This is a genomic window from Massilia sp. DD77 (genome assembly GCF_036961685.1).
Classification (GTDB): domain Bacteria; phylum Pseudomonadota; class Gammaproteobacteria; order Burkholderiales; family Burkholderiaceae_D; genus Telluria.
On the sequence record NZ_JBAMDH010000021.1, the window covers coordinates 85458 to 103240 of the forward strand.

General features: G+C 66.3%; 23 protein-coding genes and 1 pseudogene. 9 read left to right on the forward strand and 15 right to left on the reverse strand.

All coding sequences use genetic code 11. The features are described from left to right. Positions 1-9: 9 nt before the first annotated feature. Complete coding sequence (locus tag V7778_RS14470; protein WP_335556359.1) at positions 10-537, forward strand: hypothetical protein; 528 nt, start codon at positions 10-12, stop codon at positions 535-537. 115 nt (positions 538-652) lie between these two features. On the opposite strand, the gene phbB is transcribed toward V7778_RS14470, so the two are convergent. From phbB to V7778_RS14495, 5 genes are all read right to left on the reverse strand, one after another. Beyond that, positions 653-1396, reverse strand: a complete 744-nt coding sequence (gene phbB, locus V7778_RS14475; protein WP_335556363.1) for an acetoacetyl-CoA reductase — start codon at positions 1394-1396, stop codon at positions 653-655. 119 nt (positions 1397-1515) lie between these two features. Continuing rightward, positions 1516-2079: a hypothetical protein gene (locus V7778_RS14480; RefSeq protein ID WP_335556364.1), complete on the reverse strand. Its 564-nt coding sequence runs from the start codon at positions 2077-2079 to the stop codon at positions 1516-1518. A gap of 93 nt (positions 2080-2172) precedes the next feature. Continuing rightward, positions 2173-3060, reverse strand: a complete 888-nt coding sequence (locus V7778_RS14485; RefSeq protein WP_335556366.1) for a zinc-dependent peptidase — start codon at positions 3058-3060, stop codon at positions 2173-2175. Positions 3061-3071: 11 nt separating this feature from the next. Further along, positions 3072-3821: a glutathione peroxidase gene (locus V7778_RS14490; RefSeq protein WP_335556367.1), complete on the reverse strand. Its 750-nt coding sequence runs from the start codon at positions 3819-3821 to the stop codon at positions 3072-3074. A gap of 230 nt (positions 3822-4051) precedes the next feature. Then, the gene (locus tag V7778_RS14495; protein ID WP_211520545.1) at positions 4052-4666 is read right to left on the reverse strand and encodes a winged helix-turn-helix domain-containing protein; all 615 of its coding nucleotides are present in this window, start codon (positions 4664-4666) and stop codon (positions 4052-4054) included. Between the two features lie 403 nt (positions 4667-5069). On the opposite strand from V7778_RS14495, the gene V7778_RS14500 reads away from it, so the two are divergent. Then, positions 5070-6116, forward strand: a complete 1047-nt coding sequence (locus V7778_RS14500; protein ID WP_335556371.1) for an OmpA family protein — start codon at positions 5070-5072, stop codon at positions 6114-6116. Between the two features lie 82 nt (positions 6117-6198). Beyond that, positions 6199-7128 carry a YihY/virulence factor BrkB family protein gene (locus V7778_RS14505; RefSeq protein ID WP_335556372.1) on the forward strand — a complete coding sequence of 310 codons (930 nt, stop codon included), beginning with the start codon at positions 6199-6201 and terminating at the stop codon, positions 7126-7128. Positions 7129-7174: 46 nt separating this feature from the next. Here V7778_RS14505 and V7778_RS14510 read toward each other — a convergent pair whose 3' ends face one another. The 3 genes from V7778_RS14510 to V7778_RS14520 form a co-directional block, all read right to left on the reverse strand. Beyond that, positions 7175-8422: an AI-2E family transporter gene (locus V7778_RS14510; protein ID WP_335556374.1), complete on the reverse strand. Its 1248-nt coding sequence runs from the start codon at positions 8420-8422 to the stop codon at positions 7175-7177. Between the two features lie 45 nt (positions 8423-8467). After that, positions 8468-8791 carry a BON domain-containing protein gene (locus V7778_RS14515; RefSeq protein ID WP_335556376.1) on the reverse strand — a complete coding sequence of 108 codons (324 nt, stop codon included), beginning with the start codon at positions 8789-8791 and terminating at the stop codon, positions 8468-8470. A gap of 86 nt (positions 8792-8877) precedes the next feature. Beyond that, positions 8878-9429, reverse strand: coding sequence for a hypothetical protein (locus V7778_RS14520; protein WP_335556377.1), 552 nt, complete (start codon positions 9427-9429; stop codon positions 8878-8880). 193 nt (positions 9430-9622) lie between these two features. On the opposite strand from V7778_RS14520, the gene V7778_RS14525 reads away from it, so the two are divergent. The 3 genes from V7778_RS14525 to V7778_RS14535 are packed head-to-tail and all read left to right on the forward strand — an operon-like array spanning position 9623 to position 10700. Further along, entirely contained in the window at positions 9623-10105 is a 483-nt protein-coding gene (locus V7778_RS14525) for a glycine zipper 2TM domain-containing protein (protein ID WP_335556379.1), read from the forward strand. A 23-nt stretch (positions 10106-10128) separates the two neighbouring features. Next, entirely contained in the window at positions 10129-10281 is a 153-nt protein-coding gene (locus V7778_RS14530) for a DUF3309 family protein (protein ID WP_335556381.1), read from the forward strand. A 47-nt stretch (positions 10282-10328) separates the two neighbouring features. Then, a complete protein-coding gene (locus V7778_RS14535) occupies positions 10329-10700 on the forward strand; it encodes a hypothetical protein (protein ID WP_335556383.1) in 372 nt (123 codons plus the stop codon). A 523-nt stretch (positions 10701-11223) separates the two neighbouring features. Here the strand turns inward: V7778_RS14535 and V7778_RS14540 are convergent. The 6 genes from V7778_RS14540 to V7778_RS14565 form a co-directional block, all read right to left on the reverse strand. After that, complete coding sequence (locus tag V7778_RS14540) at positions 11224-11613, reverse strand: hypothetical protein (RefSeq protein ID WP_335556385.1); 390 nt, start codon at positions 11611-11613, stop codon at positions 11224-11226. Between the two features lie 24 nt (positions 11614-11637). Beyond that, a complete protein-coding gene (locus V7778_RS14545) occupies positions 11638-12003 on the reverse strand; it encodes a phage holin family protein (protein WP_335556387.1) in 366 nt (121 codons plus the stop codon). Positions 12004-12042: 39 nt separating this feature from the next. After that, positions 12043-12315: a DUF883 family protein gene (locus tag V7778_RS14550; protein WP_442920727.1), complete on the reverse strand. Its 273-nt coding sequence runs from the start codon at positions 12313-12315 to the stop codon at positions 12043-12045. A 129-nt stretch (positions 12316-12444) separates the two neighbouring features. Then, positions 12445-12978 (reverse strand): ferritin-like domain-containing protein, encoded by a 534-nt coding sequence (locus V7778_RS14555; RefSeq protein ID WP_335556391.1) that lies wholly within the window; start codon positions 12976-12978, stop codon positions 12445-12447. Positions 12979-13040: 62 nt separating this feature from the next. Next, the gene (locus V7778_RS14560) at positions 13041-13964 is read right to left on the reverse strand and encodes an OmpA family protein (protein ID WP_335556392.1); all 924 of its coding nucleotides are present in this window, start codon (positions 13962-13964) and stop codon (positions 13041-13043) included. 111 nt (positions 13965-14075) lie between these two features. Further along, positions 14076-14510: a DUF4398 domain-containing protein gene (locus tag V7778_RS14565; protein WP_335556394.1), complete on the reverse strand. Its 435-nt coding sequence runs from the start codon at positions 14508-14510 to the stop codon at positions 14076-14078. A gap of 179 nt (positions 14511-14689) precedes the next feature. Here V7778_RS14565 and V7778_RS14570 point away from each other — a divergent pair, with 179 nt between their 5' ends. The 3 genes from V7778_RS14570 to V7778_RS14580 all read left to right on the forward strand — a co-directional run bounded on the left by V7778_RS14570 (position 14690) and on the right by V7778_RS14580 (position 17464). Then, positions 14690-16768 carry an AsmA family protein gene (locus tag V7778_RS14570; protein ID WP_335556396.1) on the forward strand — a complete coding sequence of 693 codons (2079 nt, stop codon included), beginning with the start codon at positions 14690-14692 and terminating at the stop codon, positions 16766-16768. Between the two features lie 133 nt (positions 16769-16901). Beyond that, the gene (locus V7778_RS14575) at positions 16902-17219 is read left to right on the forward strand and encodes a BON domain-containing protein (RefSeq protein ID WP_335556398.1); all 318 of its coding nucleotides are present in this window, start codon (positions 16902-16904) and stop codon (positions 17217-17219) included. Between the two features lie 23 nt (positions 17220-17242). Further along, on the forward strand, positions 17243-17464 hold the full coding sequence (locus V7778_RS14580) for a glycine zipper 2TM domain-containing protein (RefSeq protein ID WP_335556400.1): 222 nt from the start codon (positions 17243-17245) through the stop codon (positions 17462-17464). A gap of 68 nt (positions 17465-17532) precedes the next feature. Here the strand turns inward: V7778_RS14580 and V7778_RS14585 are convergent. Then, positions 17533-17783, reverse strand: a pseudogene (locus tag V7778_RS14585) (IS1595 family transposase); the annotation flags it as partial.

A 17783-nucleotide genomic window follows, 5' to 3' on the forward strand; every position in this document is an offset into this window, starting at 1 on the left:
AGGCCTGCCATGAGGAACAATCCCCCTTCTTCTCCCGCCGCTGCGCCCGCGAGTGCGCCGGCGGCCCCGGACCGGCCCGGCGGCGGCCTGTCGAGCGCCGACCAGGTGGTCGAGCTGGCGGACCAGCTGTCGTCCTGCGCCGACCAGCTGCACGAGCGCATCGTGAAGGAGATCCGCAGCCACCAGGGCGGCAGCGTCCCGGAGAAGGTGCAGCAGGCCATGCGCGAGCTGCTGGAAGACGAGATCCTGCTGCGCCAGCGCGCCAATGGCTTGTACGCCGATGCCGCCACGGTCATCGTGAAAGGATTGGGCAAGCCGCAGAGCCACCTGCTGGCGCTCACGGCCGATGCCGCGGAGAAGATCCGCAAGATCGGCCTGATCGGCGAAGTCACCACCCTGGTGGCCGGACTGCTGGCCTTCGCCGGGGCGGTGACAACCGGCCAGCCGGCGCCGATCCTGCTGGCGCTGGAGAAGATCCACAAGCAGATCAAGCTGATCGAGGCGCAGGCGCCGAAGCCGCCGGCGGGGCCGGCTTGAGTGACGCTGGCCACACGGGGATAATCGTTTCCGATGTCGTACCGGATAATCTCGCAGCCAACGATCACCGCGTGGACGGCGGAGCCGTCCACCCTACGGACAGGCCGCGATTAGATCAGCACATGTGCTGCCCGCCATTGATCGCGATATTCGCGCCGGTCACATAGCCCGCCCCTTCCGACGCGAGGTAGGCCACCAGTCCGGCCACCTCGTCCGGCGCGCCGAGGCGTCCGACAGGAATGCCCGGCAGGATGCGCTCCTTCATCACCTGCGGCGGCACATCGCGCACCATGTTGGTGTCCAGGTAGCCCGGCGACACCGTGTTGACCGTGACCCCGTGGCGCGCCACTTCCAGCGCCAAGGCCTTGGTGAAGCCGTGCATGCCGGCCTTGGCCGCGGCGTAGTTGGCCTGGCCGAAGGCGCCCTGCTGGCCGTTGACCGAGGAGATATTGATTACCCTGCCCCAGCGCCGCTCGATCATCTGCTCGAGCACGTGGCGCGTCATGCTGAACACGCTGTCGAGGTTGGTGCCGAGGACGGCATGCCAGTCGTCCACGGCCATCTTGCGCAAGCTGCGGTCGCGCGTGATGCCGGCATTGTTGACCAGCACGTCGATGCGGCCGGTCTCGGCCAGCACGCGCGCCACGGCGTTCGCACAGGCGCCGTCGTCGGCCACGTCGGCCTCGACCACCAGCACGTCCATGCCTTCGTCACGCCGCGCCGACAGCCAGGCATGGCGCTGGCCGTTGGACGGCGAACAGGTGGCTGCCACGAGAAATCCTTCCTGGTGCAGGCGGCGGCACACTGCCGTGCCGAGCCCGCCCAGTCCGCCCGTCACCAGGGCTACTTGTTTACGCATGAATCGGTTCCCTTGTCTCAATCCGCCGCGCCGGGCGCGCGGCACGAAATCGGGAGTGTAGGGAACCCTTGAGGCAGGTCTTTGAGGACGATCAATAGATCGCCCTTGACGCCCGGCGCTTACTCGGCGATGACGTCGGGCCGGCAGCTGGCGTCGAAATCGGCCCAGTCGCCGTCGACGATATTGCCCTTGGCCCGTTCGATCCGTTGCGCGCCGAGCTGGCGCAGCACGTCGATAGCCTTGCCCTCGAGGCCGGTATCGTCGAAGGCCACCGCCACCAGCATGCCGGTCAGGCGCGGCGGGATGGCGTTCTCGCCGTCGCCGCCCTTCTCGGCCTCGCCGGCTTCCTTCATCTTGCTGAAGCTGAACAGCGAGCCGACGTGGCCGCCGACCAGGCCGCCGACGATCGGGCCCAGCGGCCCGGTGAGCGGGGCCGTGGCGGCGCCAATGGCGAGCCCGACTGCGCCGCCCGTGGCGACACCTTTGACGACCCCTTCCGGGGTTTCCTTGGCGCCGGGCGACAGGATATTGTCGCCGCCGAGCGGGGTCGTGTCGTGCTGGCCGGGCTGGCTGACATAAAAGCCGCTGATGCGGCCGGCGTCGAACCCGGCGTCGATCAGCGCGCGGCGTGCGCGCTCGACGTCTTCCTGAAGCTGTACGTGCCCTGCGATGATGGTGGACATAGCGGTTCCTCCTGATCGTGGTGGCTCAAGCATGCTCCTGTCGCGCTTTCCGCTCTGTACGCCGACGCACCTAAGCCCGTTCAGCTCAGCGTGTCAGCGCCACTGGCCATAGACCACGCCGGGCGGGTCCGGTTCCAGCATCACGGGCGGCGGCGCGGCTTGCCATTGCCGCGGATCGATCCGGTAGTACTTGAGGAATTCCCCATACAGCGCCGGATGGCGTGCCGACAATTGGTGCGGCTGCTCGAAGAAGCTTTCGGTGGCCACCGCGAAGAACTCCGCCGGGCTGCTGGCCCCGTAATGGTCGAGCACGCCGGGCAGGCCCCACATCGCCTCGTGGCGCAGGTTGGCGAAATCGCGCGACAGCACCTCGGACCAGCTGCGGTAGCGCTCGCGGCTGCCCAGGTAGGGCGCGCCGTTGGTGCTGCCCGACTCGCTGTCGAGCTGATGGGCGAACTCGTGCAGGACCACGTTGTGGCCCGGCGGCTCGGGCTGGCCGGCGCGGCGCACGTGATCCCACGAAAGGATCACCCGGCCGTCGCCCCAGGATTCGCCCAGCAGGTCCTGGCGGGCCTCGGTCACCACGCCGGCCACGTCGACCTCCTTGCGCGGGACCAGGAAGGCGCCCGGATAGACCAGGACCGTGTGCAGCGCCGGATACAGCGCTGCCAGCTCGTCGTCGGCGGCGCGCCCCAGCAGCAGCAGGCAGGCCTGGCCGGCGATGGTGACGCGCATCTCGTCGGTCAGCGCGAGGCCGGCGCAGCCGACGAACTTCTTCTCGAACAGGAACTGCTGCACCATGCGCGCCAGCTTGCGCCGCTGGTTGTTGTCCATGCCGGCATACTGCGCGACATTGCGCGCGAGCACAGCCACCTGTGCAGGCGGCAGCGGACGCGCCAGCGCGCGGCGCCGGCGCCACAGCGGCACCAGCCAGGCCAGCAGCACCGCCAGGGCCAGCAGCGCGAGGATCAGGGTGTCCATGAATACGTCCGTTACTGTGCGCGCCCGGCCAGCCAGCCCGCCAGCTCGTCCGCGCCGCCGACCAGGCGGCCGCCGACGAAGACCTGGGGCCAGGTCAGGCGTCCGGTCAGGCCGCGCAGCACGCTGGTGGTGATCTTCTGGTCCTCGGAAATATCGGTGAACACGATGCCGGCCTCGCGCAGCGCCCCCTTGGCGCGTGCGCAGTGCGGGCAGCCGGGGCGCGAGAACATGACCACCGGCTCGGGCACCACGGCCTCGGGGTTCAGGTAGCGCAGCATGGTATCGGCATCGGACACTTCGAAGGGGTCGCCCTCCTTGTCCGGCTCGATGAAGACCTTCTCGACCACGCCGTCGCGCACCAGCATCGAATAGCGCCACGAGCGCTTGCCGAAGCCGAGGTCGCGCTTGTCGACCAGCATGCCCATGCCTTCGGTGAAGTCGCCGTTGCCGTCGGGGATGACGGTGATGTGTTCGGCGTCCTGGCCGGCCTTCCACTGGTTCATGACGAAGGCGTCGTTGACCGAGATGCACAGGATGTCGTCGACGCCATTGGCGCGCAGAACGGGCGCCAGCTCGTTATAGCGCGGCAGGTGGGTCGACGAACAGGTCGGCGTGAAGGCGCCGGGCAGCGAGAACACGACCACGGTCTTGCCCTTGAACAGCTCGTCGGTGCTCAGGTCGCGCCACTGGTCATCGGGACGCGCCTTGAAGGTCACGTTCGGTACACGTTTTCCCTGCAGCGTTTCGGCACTCGGTAACATCGTCACTCCTTATCGGTTGAACGGGCGGTCCGGAGACCGTCGCATGGCGGACAGGTGAGGATTATTGACCGGTTTCCAAGGTGCTCTGTGCAAATAGTTGTTTACCCAACATGGACCGGATCGATGGGGGCCTAAAAAACAAAACCGCGCCCAGGGCGCGGTGAATGACGACAGCGATCGTCGGACCGGAGCCGGCGCGGGTCTCTGCCGCGCCGGCTCCGGGCGCGCACTCAGGCGCGTTCCTTGGCAGTCTGGCCTGGAGCCGGGCCGAACAGCGCAGCCACCAGCGGGTCGCGGGTCACGGGGCTGCGGTTCACGCGGATGGCGTAGTGGGTGTCGTCGGCCAGGATGTGGAAGTGGCGGCCGCTGCCGGCCATGTTCTGTTCGCGCAGGCCTGGACGCTCCTTGCGCGGGGTGGCGCCTTCGCGCTTCGGCTGGCAGATCGCGGCCAGGAAGGCCTTGACGCGCTCCGGATCCGGCGAGATCTGGTACACGGCCTTGCCCAGGTAGGTCGCGGTGCCCTCGATGTAGCGCGCCAGCTCGATGACGCCGGCTTCGCGCAGGTCGCGGATGTATTTACGGGCGCCCGACGGCGAGAATTTCAGGAACCAGGCGATCTCGTCGGCCAGCATTTCGTGGTTCGAGAGCTCATTGATCAGCTTTTGCATGTTCTCGATGCGGCGCTGCGTGGCCGAGGTCGAGCGCACGCGCTCGATCGGCGCGAGCGAGATCGGGGCGCGCTCGGTCGGTTGCGGCGGGACGCGCTCGATCAGGGCCGAGTTGCTGGAAGTGTGCACTGCGCCGGTTTCGCCTTGGGCCGCGTTGTGGTGAGTCGTTGCATGCATATTCTTGAGCTCCAATGAAAGAGAGAGACTGTGTGGTCCGGGTCGCTGTGTGTCGTTTGACACCCTGACAACATCTCGGTTCCGCTTAACTGGACTCAAGATTGCCTGCGCCAGCCTGGCCGGTCTGTGCGCCATCCAACATTCGACAACATTCCGGCAAGCATTTTTGTCACTCCTGCACTTGGGCTTCCGCCACCTTTTTGTTTCCCATCAAAACAAAACGCACCGGTTCGGTGCGTTCTGTTGAGAAATGTGGGATTTCCGCCACTGTTGTAAAATTGCACAGCGCTTCCCGCTTGGTGCGCTATCGCACCGAGTTTGCGGAACTTGCACTGTTAATGTTTATCCAACATCCCTGTTTAGGCATGCGATGTCATCTATTTTTAACCAACGGGAGTTACCTGTGAATAATTCGAAGAAGATCGCCCTGGCCGTGGCACTGCTGTGCTCGGCTGGCGCAACCCTCGCCCAAGAAACCACTACTGCCAATGTCGTCAATCCGTCGTGGTACATCCAGCCGAGCATCGTGCACGCGAAGCCCGACGCTGACTTCGGCGTGGACGAGCGCGACACGGGCGGCGGCCTGAAGTTCGGCAAGGCAGTCAGCGAACTGTGGGACATCCAGATCGGCGGCACCCACACCCGCTTCGAAGACAACGGCGCGCGCTACCGCCAGACCCTGCTGGGCATTGACGCCCTGATGATGCTGTCGCGCGGCAAGGTTCGTCCATTCGTCCTGTTCGGCGCCGGCGCCCAGCGCGACAAGGTCAACAACATCGTCCGCAACGTCAAGAAGACCTCGCCGTACCTGACCGCCGGCATCGGTTTCCAGGCTGACCTGACCCCGCAATGGTCGCTGCAGGCCGACCTGCGCAGCGTGCACGGCCACCTGCGCGACGAAGACAACTTCGGCTTCAGCCGCAGCAACAACAAGTACCTGTCGGTCGGCCTGAACTACGCGTTCAACCCGCCGCCTGCTCCGGTCGTCGCCGCGGCCCCTGCCCCGGTCGCCGCGGCACCGGCTCCGGCACCAGCTCCGGAACCGGCACCGGCCCCGGCGCCAGCCCGCTTCGAGAAAGTCACCCTGGAAGCGACCAAGCTGTTCAACTTCGACAAGGCCGAGATCATCCTGCCGTCGCCGAAGCTGGACGAAATCGCCGCCGCACTGCAGGCTGACCCGAGCGTCACCGACGTCGACGTCACCGGCTACACCGACCGCCTGGGTTCCGAGAAGTACAACCTGGCCCTGTCGGAGCGCCGCGCCAACGCCGTGCGTGACTACCTGGTCAGCAAGGGTGTGGACGCCAACCGCCTGAAGGCCTACGGCAAGGGCGAAGCCAACCCGCTGGTCACCTGCAACCAGAAGAAGCGCGCAGAGCTGATCGCCTGCCTCGAGCCGAACCGCCGCGTCGAAGTCGAGCAGATCACCGTCGAGCGCAAGGTGCAGTAATACCGAGCCCTGGCAGTCCCTCCCGGGACTGTCGTGCAGACCAAAGGGGGCTCCGGCCCCCTTTTCATTTGGAGGAAGGCTTATGGCTGTCAGCAAGTGGATACCGTATTCGCGCCAGATCGTGCACGTGCTGCGCTGCGCGGTCTCGGAATGGCTGGACCACCGCGCCTCGAGCAAGGGCGCCGCACTGGCCTTCTACACCCTGTTCTCGCTGGCGCCGATCCTGGTGCTGGTCATCGCCGTCGCCGGCTTCTTCTATGGGGCCGAGGCGGCCCAGGGCCAGCTGCTCAACGAGCTGCGCGGCCTGGTCGGCAAGCAGGGCGCGGAAACCGTCCAGGCCATCCTGGCCGGCGCCCAGAACAAGGAAACCGGGCGCTTCGCCACCATCGTCGCATCGATCCTGCTGTTCGTCGGCGCCACCACCGTGTTCGCCGAGCTGAAGGACTCGCTCGACGAGATCTGGGACGTGCCCAAGCCCACCGGATCCGGGGTCTGGCTCGTGATCCGCACCCGCCTGCTGTCATTCGGCCTGATCCTGGTGCTCGCCTTCCTGCTGATGGTCTCGCTGGTGGTCAGCGCCGGCATGGCCGTCGTGGAGCGCTACATCGGCGGCATGTGGAAGGAAGCGGCCCTGATTCTCGGCTGGGTGGCATCCGGCATCAGCTTCCTGGTGATCGCCACCCTGTTCGGCGTGATCTACAAGCTGCTGCCGAAGATCAAGCTGTCCTGGCACGACGTGACCATCGGCGCCCTCGGCACCGCGGCCATGTTCACGCTCGGAAAATTCGGCATCGGCCTGTACATCGGCAACAGCGGCGCGGCCGACAGCTTCGGGGCCGCGGGTTCCCTGATCGCCCTGCTGCTGTGGGTGTATTACTCGGCCCAGATCTTCTTCCTGGGCGCCGAGTTCGCGCGCCAGTACGCGCTCAAGATGGGCAGCTTGCGCCACAAGCCGGCCCACGAAACGGGCGACAAGAACAAGGCCCCGATGCCCGGGACGGTCAAGCCTTGATGGAAGCCGGGGCGGTCCTCGCGGGCCGTCCCCTTGGGATGCGGTGCTATTCGCCCAGCAGTTCGGACACCACTTCCATGCCCTCGACCCGCTCGGCCACCACCTTCAGGACCATCACCACCGGCACGCCCAGCAGCAGGCCCCACACGCCCCACAGCCAGCCCCAGAACAGCAGGCTGACGAAGACGGCGGCCGGATTCATCTTGGCGATCTTGCCCGTCATCCAGGTAGCAACCACCATGCCGACCAGGGTCGCGATGCCCAGCGAGGCGCCGGCCACCAGGATCACCATGCGCACCGATTCGAACTGCAGGAAGGCCACCATGCCGGTCGCGGCGGTGATCAGGAGCGGCCCGAAGTAAGGCATCAGGTGGGCCACGCCGGCGAAAGCGGCCCAGGCGCCGGCGTTTTCCAGGCCGATAGCGCGCAGCGCGCCCCACATCAGCAGGGCCAGCAGCACGTTGGTAACCAATAGCATGAACATATAGTTCTGGATCGAGGTGTTGATGTCGTCCAGGATGTGCACCGTGACTTTCTTGCGCGTCAGCGAAGGCCCGGTCAGCTTGACCAGCTTGCGCTTGAAGGTGTCCCCCGCCAGCAGCAGGAAGAACACCAGGAACACCACCATGGTCGCCTGCGACAGGAAGGTCGCCAGGCCCACCGATCCCGCCAGCACCCAGTCCATGACGCGGATGTTCGAGCCGGCCGCGGCCGGCGGCAACTGGCTCTGGCGCCGCGGCGCCGCCTTGCGCGTGTCGCTGCCGACATTGTTGGCCGCGCGCTCGATCTCGGCCGCGGCCGCCTGGACCTGCTGGATGGTCGAGCGCTGTCCGCCCTGGTTGTTGGTGAGGATCTTGGTGATCTTGTGGGTCAAGGTCGGCAGTTCGTCGACGATATTGAAGAATTCGTCCTGCAGGCGGTAGATGGTGCCGGCCATCAGCGCGACGATCACCGCCGTGACCAGGGTGGCGCCGACGGCGCGGCGCACGTGCAGGCGCTCGAGCCACAGCACGACAGGATTCAGGGTGTAGGCGATGAGGATGCCGAGCAGCAGCGGCACGAAGAATTTCTGTGCCCATTGCAGGGCGAACACGCAGGCGACGGTCGCCAGGATGCCCAGCGAGATGCCGCGTGCGTTGACGTGTACCGGCAGGCGCAGGCCGCCGGACTGGAGGGCGAGGTCTTCCTCGTCCGCCGGGCGGGCGTCCGGGCCATCGGGTGGCGCGTCCGGGGCGGCTCGATCAGGCAAGGGGGCCGGCATCGCGGACGCCGGATCGGAATGAGCTAGCTGCATGGAAAACGCCTGAACAATATACCGGGCCGCCCCGGTGACCCGCTATTATTTCACACGGATGTCGTTTTTGACCGAAGTCACGCCTTTGATGCCACGTGCGATTTCCACAGCGCGCTGCGCGTCACCCGGCTGGGCCACGAAGCCCGACAGCTGGACGTCGCCCTTGAAGGTTTCGACATTCACCTCGGTCGCCTTCACGTTCGGGTCGGCGGCCAGCGCTGCCTTCACCTTGGTGGTGATGACGGCGTCGTCGACGTATTCGCCGGCGGTTTTGGTGGTCGAATCCGGATTGTTGCTTGCGCAGCCGACGGCGGTGATGGCGACAGCGGCGGTGAAGGCGGCGGTGATGAGGCGTTGTGCGATTTTCATGATGGCTCCTTGTTAGTAGTGGTCAGTGGTACAGCATTGCCCTGTCGGGCGGTCGTGCAGTGCCGGCCCGGCCGGCATGCGGATTCCTATTTGCCGAACGCGGTCTTCGCGGCGTTCACGCATTGATCCTTGGCGGCGCCGGCGAAGGCGTCGCATTTTTCCAGCGCCACGCGGTATTCGGCGGCGATCTTGTCTTCGCGGGCATCGAGGCGCGCTTCGATGGTCTTGCGGTCGGCCTTGGCGTCGGCCTGGGCCGCCACCAGCACGGCCTTGGCCTGTTCCAGGCAGACGTCGCGCTCGTTGCCGGTCAGTGCGGCGCAGCGCACCTTGTCGCGGTCGTGGTTGGCCGACGCGATGCGCATGCGCGCCTGGGTATAGGCGGCCAGGGTGTTTTTATAGGCGGCCTCGGCCTCTTCCTCGACCCGCACCCGTGCGGCGCGGGCGTCGGCCACGCACAGGTCGTGGGGATTGCCGGCGATCAGGTCGCACTTGGCGCGGGCCGCCTTGTAGCTGGCTTCGGCAGCCTCGCGCGCCTGGGCATACGCCGTCTTTGCATCGGGCACCGGCTGCTGCGCGCGGCTGTGGCCGGCCCAGCTGAGGGCGGCGCCAAGCAGCAGAAGCGCATGCGAGGTTTTCATTTTTTCTTCTCCATTTGTCAACACACTAAGTGACGTTGTACACGTCACGCTCAGCGTTTTCTGTTCGGTATCGAACACATTCACGAGTGCGCAACAGTCCGGCTCGTTTGGGTCGAAAGGTGGGTGCGTCAACGCACAGACCCCTGTTGGGTGCGTGATTAATCTGGCGTCATACTTTTGTCAGGAGAACAACATGAAAGCTACCCGTACTTTCGCCGCAGTCGTCGTGGCCACCGGCGCCCTTCTCACTGGCTGCGCCAGCAACAGCTCCCAGCCGTATAACAACGGCGGCTATGCAAGCGGCGGCTATGCCAACAGCGGCTACAACAACACGGCCTCCATGGGCTACGGCACCATCGAATCGATCCAGGTGACCCAGGCCAACGGCCGCACCAGCGGCGCCGGCGCCATCCTGGGCGGCGTGGTCGGCGCCCTGGCCGGCAACCAGGTCGGCAGCGGCAGCGGCCGCACCGCCGCCACCGTGGCTGGCGGCGTCGCCGGCGCCGCGATCGGCAACAAGGTCGAAGGCAACCGCAACGCGGGCGGACAGGAGGCGTATCAGATCAATATCCGCATGGATAACGGCGAATACCGCACCGTCACCCAGGACAGCGTGTATGACCTGCGCGTCGGTAACCGGGTTCGCATCGTCGACGGCCGCGTCTATCGCTACTGATGCACCTCTAGTAGCAGGCAGCGATGGGCGCGCTGTTGCTCGTCATCCTGCTGGTGGCCCTGGTCGGCGTGCTGCCGACCTGGAGCCACAGCCGAAGCTGGGGATATGGCCCGGTGGGCGTGACCGGCGTACTGGTGATCCTGCTGGTCGTGTTACTGCTGACCGGATGGCTGTAGCGTGAGCCGGCGCCGGTGCGCCGGTCTACTTGAGGCAGGAGGCAAGCATGGGATTCCCGAACCGCCTGTCGCGCGGGGTATCCGCCTGCGCGCTGGGTTTGGCCGCCGTGGCGGCCCAGGCACAGACCGAGGGCGAGCAGGCGCCGCGCCATACCGATGCGGTGGTCGATCCGACCGTGGCGCGCCAGCAGGCGCGCGAGATCGCGCAAGGCGACCCGGCGCGCTGGTACCGCAACGACCAGACCCGCCAGGCAAGGCTCAAGACACTGCAGAAGGAAATCGGCGCCGCGCTGAACGAGGCGCGGAACGCGTGCAGGAAGCAGCCCGCGGCCGAACGCGGTGCGTGCATGAAGGAAGCGAACGCCACCTGGCAGCAGGATATGGCACAGGCGAAGGCGCAGGTGGAACAGGAGCAGTGAGGCCGGCGGTCTTCGGTAGCTGGCTGCCTTGGCGGCCGGCTCGCTTGCGTCCATGGGCAACGCATCTTGCCTTGCCCGGGCCCGTACAGCCAACTGCAGGGTAGGCCGGCCTCCCCGCCCGCGCGTCCAGGCAGCGCTGGAAAAGACGCGCTGCCTATCTCTGCGATCACGGCAGTTTATAGTCACGCATAGAACGCCCGCCGAAGCGGCCGTTCACAGGCTGCTTGAACGCGTGGGCGGGAGACCCGCCCACGCTACGGACCCGCACCCAGATACCGCTGGTAATGGCCGTAGGGTTGGCGGCTCTGCCACCGACGCGTTCAATCAGCCTCAACCGGCCTGCTCGCGACAAGGACGCCGTCAGCGTTCGACGCGTCGGCGGCGGAGCCGGCTGCGCGCCCCGGCCAACCCTGGCATCAAACCGTGCGGACAAAAAAAGACGGCGTCCAATCCCCGATTGAGACGCCGCTCAAGCCCCACCATATTCGTGGCAGACTTCTTGACCTTCTTGTGGCGCAGCCGCTTAGTGCGTGAGCTGCTGCTGCTGCACCTTCCTGCGATTCAGATACCAGCCCAGCGCGCCCAGCCCCAGCACCGCGCCCGCCACCGGCTTGCCCAGGCGGCGCTGGCGAACGAAGTTCACCACCGCCAGCGCATACGGCATCAACACCGACACGTTGGTCCCCGTGGGCTTGAGCAGCGCATCGGCGCGTGCCCGCAGGGCCCAGGTGGCGTGGTCGATCGCCGAGTGCAGCATGACTTCGGGCCGCGCCGCGTGGCGGATATGCGCCTTCGCGTGCACGACGCTGGCGCGAAAGTATTCTCCTTCGCGCAGCAGCTCCTGCTTGCGGGCCGCCGGATCCAGGCTGTGCTTGTGACCGGCCAAACCAGTCGTTCCGTCATGATTGTGCATGATTCCTCCCCATCGTGTCGCCGCTTAGCGCAGCATGTCGCGGTCGTTCTTCAGTTCCTTCATGGTCTCGGGGAAGCCCAGCTTGTTTTGCTTCAGCAAGGACAATCCCTTCGCCACCAGCACCGCGGTGACAAGAAGAAAAATGACGAACATGATCAACAGGATCTTCCAGCCCATGGCGTCCCAGGCCAGCGCCACGACCATCACCGTGCCGTAGGCAATGGCGAACCACACGGACAGCGCGGCGACGGCGAATACCGCCACCAGCTCGATCACGTGGTTGCGCACCTCGGACAGCTCGAGCGCGGCGAGCTCCACCCGCGAGACCATGAGGCCGAACAGGCTCTTGCCCAGGCTGGAGATCCCGCCCATGAGGCCGGGGTTGTGCACTACGTTATCGTTCTTTTCCACGGCAGCCCCCGGCGCTGGTTATTTGGTGTTCTTGCTGAGCAGCACTCCGAGCAGGATGCCTACGCCGGCGGCGACGGCCATCGTGCGCCACGGGTTGTCCTTCACGTAGACATCGGCCGTGTGCGCCAGTTCCTTGCTACGCTCCATGGCCTGGTCCTGCACGTAGCTCGCCTTGCCCAGCGCACGGTCCAGCATCTCCATCCCGCGGTGGCGCAGCTCGTCGGCTTTTTCGCCGGTGAGATTGGCCGCCGCCGACAGCATCGATTGGGCATCGCGCACGAGAGCCTTCATGTCGGACTGGGTGGCGTAGGTGGCGCCGCTGATCGGATGCGAGCTGCCGTTGCTGGAAGAGCGGTAGGTGTCGTGCATGATGTACTCCTTCGTGTCGTTGTAATGGTGGTTAATATGGTTGCCCTGCCTTCAGGCCATCAGGTCGCGCATGTCGTCCGCGTGCTCCTCTTCGACCGCCATGATGTCGATGAGCATGTTGCGGGTGGTCGGGTCCTTGTCGCCGATAGCGGCGATCATCTGGCGATAGGACTCGATCGCCACCCGCTCCGCGATCAGGTTGGCGCGGATCATGGACTGCACGTCCTCCGACTCGTCGTACTCGGCGTGGCTGCGCGCGGTCAGCGTGGCCGGGTTGAAGTTCGGCGAGCCGTTCAGCTGGACGATGCGTTCCGCGATGCGGTCGGCGTGGTCCTGCTCCTGCTGCGCATGCTCGAGGAACTCGGCCTTGATATGGCCGGTGCCCGGCCCGCTCACCGTGTAGTAGTGCCGCTTGTAGCGCAGGATGCACAGCAGCTCGGTGGCGAGGGCGTCGTTGAGCATGGCGATGACGGCTTCGCGGTCGGCCTGGTAGCCCTCGGTCACTGCGCCTTCGTCGAGGTTGGCCGCGGCGCGGCGGATCGCCGCGATGTCGAAGCCGTGCGCCAGACTGGTCTTATGTTCCATAGTCGGTCCTTATGTTTCAGGTTTGCCCGGGCGGTTCCAGTCCTGCCCGGGCGGTCCCCGCCTCAGCGTCCTGCCGAGCGCGGCGGAATCTGCGCGCCTTCGTTCGACAGCACGATCTCGACCCGGCGGTTGAGCTGGCGGTTCGAGGCCGAGTCGTTCGAGGCCACCGGGAAGGCTTCGCCGTAGGCGCGCATGGCGATGCGGTCGCGCGGCACGCCGAGCGATCCTAGGGCCGTGGCCACCGCGTTGGCGCGCCGCTGCGACAGCTCCTGGTTGTAGGTCTCGCTGCCGACACTGTCCGTAAACCCTTCGACCAGCACGCTGCGGTTCGGGTTCTGCGCCATCACGTCGGCCAGCTTGCGCAGGGTCGCCATACCGTTCGGCGTCAGGCTCGACTTGTCGGTGCCGAACAGCACGTCGCCGATGGTGACCACGTAGCCGCGCTCGGTCTTGACCGCGTGCAGTTCGACCAGCAGCGCCTCGAGCTGGGCGGCGCGCTGGGTCAGGGCCGCGTTCTGCTCCTGGGCTGCCTGGGCCTGGGCCTGGGCTTGCGCGGCCTGCTGCTGGGCCGATGCGGCCTGGGCCTGAGCGGCCTCGGCGTCGCGCTTGGCGCGGTCGGCCTCGGCGGTACGGGCCTCCAGGCGCACGGCGTCGCGTTCGCGCGAGGCGTTGGCGATGTCTGCCTCGGCGGCCTTGCCCTTGGCCACTTCATGGGCGGTGGCGATCTTCTGCTTGGCCAGGTAGGCCAGGCGGTCGATGTCGCTCAGGCTCTCGCGCCGCGCCGCGGCGGCGTTGGCCTGGTCGAGCGCATCGCTGGCCGCCTTGAATTCGAGCGGCGCGTAGTTCGCGATCTGTGGATTGTTGTTGGCGGCGACGAAGTCGGCCCTGGCCTGGTCGAGGGTCGGGGTGGTCACCGGGGCGCTGGCGCAGGCAACGGCCAGCACTGCGGCGGCCAGCATCGAGATCACGGGCTTACGGTTGTTCATGGTCTGGTCCTCTTCTTGTTCGGGCGCCATGGGCGCGGACGCATGGATCGCGGCGACGGAAGCGCTTCCGTGCTTGCCGCTCGGCTTGTTTTCAGCTGGTGCCGCTCTACTTTATTGCTGCTGGGTGGTGCCGGTCTGGCTGGTGCCCATCTGGGTGGAACCCGCATTGGCGCGGTCGACCTCTTCGCGCAGCACGCGCAGGTCCTCGTTCAGCTGGTTCGAGGCGGCGCTGGCCTTGGCCGATCGGGCCTTGCTCTGGGCAAGCTTGGCGTCGGCCTGGGCCTGGACCGCGAGTTCGCGCGCCAGCTTGTAGTCCTTGGCGGCGAGGGCCTGGTTGGCGCGTACCATCTTGTCGCGCGCGGCGCTGATTTCTTCCGGCGCCAGCTCGGCGGCGCCGGCCGACACGGCGTTCTCGACGGCATTGCGCGATACCGCGACGTCCGCGGTGGCCGGGGCCTTCTGCTCGCTTGCGCAGGCGCTCAGCGCCAGCACCGCGCACAGGCAGCCGAGCCGGGCCAGTTGAGTCATCGGATGATTCTTGTCCATCGTAGTCTCCTGGGTGGGGAAAGGGTTAGATAAGGTTATAAACCTGTTATCGGATGAGATCAGTACGCTGGCGCACATTGCCCAGGCGAAGGCTCCGGGGTGCGTGCGGCACCGCACATCAGTACGCCGCGCCTTGCGCTACGCTCGGGCCAACAATCCCTCTACAGGAAGGACACGCCATGGCCGACACCTCGACGCCAGCGGCCAGCGACGCCAAGTCTGGCCGCAAGAAGAAGATCCGCAAGCACAAGCTCCTGTTGACCGTCCTCGGCATCGCGATCGCACTGCCGGTGCTGGCCATCGTCTTCATCCTCACCTTCGACTGGAACCGCGCCCGGCCGTGGATCAACACACGGGTGAGCGACGCCATCGACCGCCCGTTCGCGATCCGCGGCAATTTGCAGGTCGAGTGGGAAAGCCCCGCCAAGACCATGGCGCCGGCCGAACGCACCTGGCGCGACCATATCCCCTGGCCCTATCTGTACGCCAACGATGTGTACATGGGCAATCCTGCGACCATGCCGGTACGCGACATGGCCAGCGTACGCCAGTTCTCGTTCTCGCTCAATCCATTCGCGCTGCTGCACAAGACCATCCACATTCCGCTGTTGCGTTTCGAGGCGCCGCGCGTGGACCTGCTGCGTACCGACGCCACGCACAACAACTGGACTTTCAAGCGCAACCAGGAAAAGTCGCGCTGGAAGCTGGATCTCGAACGCGTGGTGCTGACCGACGGCGTGCTGCACATCAAGGACGCCGTCACGGAGGCCGATGTCACGGCCCAGGTGCGCACCCTCGACAAGGATCCGACATACGGCGTGGGCTGGACCCTGAGCGGCACGTACAACGGCGCGCCGGTCAAGGGCGGCGGCAAGGCGGGCGCGGTACTCTCGCTCAAGCAGCAGAGCACACCCTATCCGATCCAGGCCGACATGCGCTCCGGCAAGACGCGGATCGCGGTCGAGGGCACGGTCACGCGGCCGGCGAAACTGGCGGCGCTCGACCTCAAGCTGGAACTGGCAGGGCCCAGCATGGACCAGCTCTACTACTTCACCAGGGTGCTGCTGCCGACCACGGGGCCGTTCTCGACCTCGGGCCGCCTGATCGGCACCCTTGGGGAAGAGCGCAAACGCTGGGTCTACGACGGTTTCACCGGCAAGGTGGGGTCGAGCGATATCGGCGGACGCCTCGAATACGTCACCGGCGGCAAGCGGCCCAAGCTGTCGGGCAATGTCCGCTCGAAACAGCTGGTGTTCGCCGACCTGGCGCCGCTGATCGGCGCCGACTCCAACGCCGCCAAGCAGGAGCGCAATGCCGATACCCTGCAGCCGGCGGGCAAGGTGCTGCCGGTCGAGGAATTCAAGACCGAGCGCTGGACCGTGCTCGACGCCGACGTGCGCTACGCGGCCGACCGCGTAATCCGCGACAAGGCCCTGCCGATCAGCAAACTTTCGACCCACCTGAAGATGCAGGACGCGGTGCTGAGCCTGGAACCGCTCGAGTTCGGCATGGCGGGCGGCACGGTCCGCTCGACCATTCGCCTGGACGGTAGTGGACGCGAAGGCAAGAGCGCGATCCGCGCCACGGCCAAGGTGGCCGCGCGCAAGATCCAGATCAAGCAGCTGTTCCCGCAGGTCGAGCAGATCCAGCAGGCCACGGTAGGCCAGATCAACGGCGACGCCCAGTTGTCGGCGGTCGGCAATTCGGTGGCCAGCCTGCTCGCCAAGTCCAATGGCGAGCTGAAGGCGCTGGTCGACCGGGGCACGGTGAGCAAGATGCTGCTCGAGATGGCGGGCCTGAACGTGGGCAACATCATCATCACCAAGCTGTTCGGCGACAAGCAGGTACAACTCAATTGCGTGGCGGCCGACTTCGCCGTTACCAACGGCATCGCCAAGACGCGCAGCTTCGTCATCGATACCGAGGAGGCCCTGATCACGGTCGACGGTGCGATCAACCTGGCGGGCGAGCAGCTCGACCTGCGCATCAACCCGCAGACCAAGGCCTTGCGCATCTTCTCGCTGCGCTCGCCGCTGTATGTGCGCGGTCCGTTCAAGCAGCCGGACGTGTCGATCGACAAGGGCGTGCTGGCGCTCAAGGCCGGCGGCGCGGCGGCGCTGGCGGCGGCGGCGCCGATCGCGGCCCTGCTGCCCCTGATCAACGCGGGGCCGGGCGAGGACAGCGACTGCGCGCGCCTGGTGGCGCAAGCCAAGGAAAAACCAACCGCGCCGCCGCCGGGCAAGACCCAGCGGCGCTGAGCTGGCGCTGACATAGCGCTGAGTTGACGATCCGTGGCATCCGTGTGTTGCCGAACAGATCAGATTCACGTGCGGGAATATGCTGGCGTCAAGTCATCGAACATTGAACGCTGGAATGAACGGAAACCGCACCATGCGCCACCTCGGCCTCACTACTACCTTGCTGGCTTGCCTGGCAATGGCGGGGGTCGCCGGGTGCGCCTCCACCGACGTAGACAATCGCCGCGGCGTGGCCGCCATCGTGGACGATGCCGCGATTACCGCGGGGGTGAAGGCGGCGCTGGTGGGGGATCCGGACCTGAAGGCCTCGGAAATCAATGTCGAGACCTACCAAGGCGTCGTCCAGCTGAGCGGCTTCGTCGGCTCGGCGGAGAGCGTGGCGGCCGCAGCGACGGTTGCCCGAACCGTGAAAGGCGTGAAGTCGGTCAGGAACGACCTGCGCTTGAAGTAGAACCCACCGATAGGAGAATTACCATGAAGACTATTAAACAACTCGTCGTTACCGCATCGCTGGCAAGCGCTGCCCTCGGCCTGGCCGGCTGCTCGGGCATGTCGCAACAGGACAAGAACACCGCCATCGGCGCCGGCGCCGGCGCGGTCATCGGCGGCGCGCTGACCGGCGGCAGCGCTGCCGGCACCGTCGGCGGCGCTGCCGTGGGCGGCGTGATCGGCAACCAGGTCAAGAAGACCAACTAAGCCGCGGCAGCACCGACAGGCAAACGCCCGGCTAGCCCGGGCGTTTGTTTTTTGTGGCGCTGTGCCCGTCATGTGTTGAAGACGCCGATCGCACAGCGCAGAAATCGCTCTGGCGTGGCAATGCGCGTCCCGTCCAGCGCCCATTGCCAGCCCAGGTAATTCGGCAGGTAGCACGAAGCGATGCCATGAAAGCGCGCCAGCCATTGCCGGAAGCGCCGGTGGTAAGCGTTGACGTTCTGCACGTGGACGGCGCCACGAACACGCTCGCCGGCGCGCAGGTTGACGAACTCATGGGAAATCTCGGCTTCGCGCGCAAAAC

Coding starts and splice junctions, on each gene's coding strand:
- V7778_RS14580 (WP_335556400.1), top strand. CDS start 17,243: ATGAAGACTATTAAACAACTCGTCGTTACCGCATCGCTGGCAAGCGCT.
- V7778_RS14515 (WP_335556376.1), bottom strand. CDS start 8,791: ATGAAAATCGCACAACGCCTCATCACCGCCGCCTTCACCGCCGCTGTC.
- V7778_RS14575 (WP_335556398.1), top strand. CDS start 16,902: ATGCGCCACCTCGGCCTCACTACTACCTTGCTGGCTTGCCTGGCAATG.
- V7778_RS14480 (WP_335556364.1), bottom strand. CDS start 2,079: ATGTCCACCATCATCGCAGGGCACGTACAGCTTCAGGAAGACGTCGAG.
- V7778_RS14530 (WP_335556381.1), top strand. CDS start 10,129: ATGGGCGCGCTGTTGCTCGTCATCCTGCTGGTGGCCCTGGTCGGCGTG.
- V7778_RS14570 (WP_335556396.1), top strand. CDS start 14,690: ATGGCCGACACCTCGACGCCAGCGGCCAGCGACGCCAAGTCTGGCCGC.
- V7778_RS14485 (WP_335556366.1), bottom strand. CDS start 3,060: ATGGACACCCTGATCCTCGCGCTGCTGGCCCTGGCGGTGCTGCTGGCC.
- V7778_RS14510 (WP_335556374.1), bottom strand. CDS start 8,422: ATGCAGCTAGCTCATTCCGATCCGGCGTCCGCGATGCCGGCCCCCTTG.
- V7778_RS14555 (WP_335556391.1), bottom strand. CDS start 12,978: ATGGAACATAAGACCAGTCTGGCGCACGGCTTCGACATCGCGGCGATC.
- V7778_RS14560 (WP_335556392.1), bottom strand. CDS start 13,964: ATGAACAACCGTAAGCCCGTGATCTCGATGCTGGCCGCCGCAGTGCTG.
- V7778_RS14525 (WP_335556379.1), top strand. CDS start 9,623: ATGAAAGCTACCCGTACTTTCGCCGCAGTCGTCGTGGCCACCGGCGCC.
- V7778_RS14550 (WP_442920727.1), bottom strand. CDS start 12,315: ATGAAGGCTCTCGTGCGCGATGCCCAATCGATGCTGTCGGCGGCGGCC.
- V7778_RS14565 (WP_335556394.1), bottom strand. CDS start 14,510: ATGGACAAGAATCATCCGATGACTCAACTGGCCCGGCTCGGCTGCCTG.
- V7778_RS14540 (WP_335556385.1), bottom strand. CDS start 11,613: ATGCACAATCATGACGGAACGACTGGTTTGGCCGGTCACAAGCACAGC.
- V7778_RS14470 (WP_335556359.1), top strand. CDS start 10: ATGAGGAACAATCCCCCTTCTTCTCCCGCCGCTGCGCCCGCGAGTGCG.
- V7778_RS14505 (WP_335556372.1), top strand. CDS start 6,199: ATGGCTGTCAGCAAGTGGATACCGTATTCGCGCCAGATCGTGCACGTG.
- V7778_RS14495 (WP_211520545.1), bottom strand. CDS start 4,666: ATGCATGCAACGACTCACCACAACGCGGCCCAAGGCGAAACCGGCGCA.
- V7778_RS14490 (WP_335556367.1), bottom strand. CDS start 3,821: ATGTTACCGAGTGCCGAAACGCTGCAGGGAAAACGTGTACCGAACGTG.
- V7778_RS14520 (WP_335556377.1), bottom strand. CDS start 9,429: ATGAAAACCTCGCATGCGCTTCTGCTGCTTGGCGCCGCCCTCAGCTGG.
- phbB (WP_335556363.1), bottom strand. CDS start 1,396: ATGCGTAAACAAGTAGCCCTGGTGACGGGCGGACTGGGCGGGCTCGGC.
- V7778_RS14535 (WP_335556383.1), top strand. CDS start 10,329: ATGGGATTCCCGAACCGCCTGTCGCGCGGGGTATCCGCCTGCGCGCTG.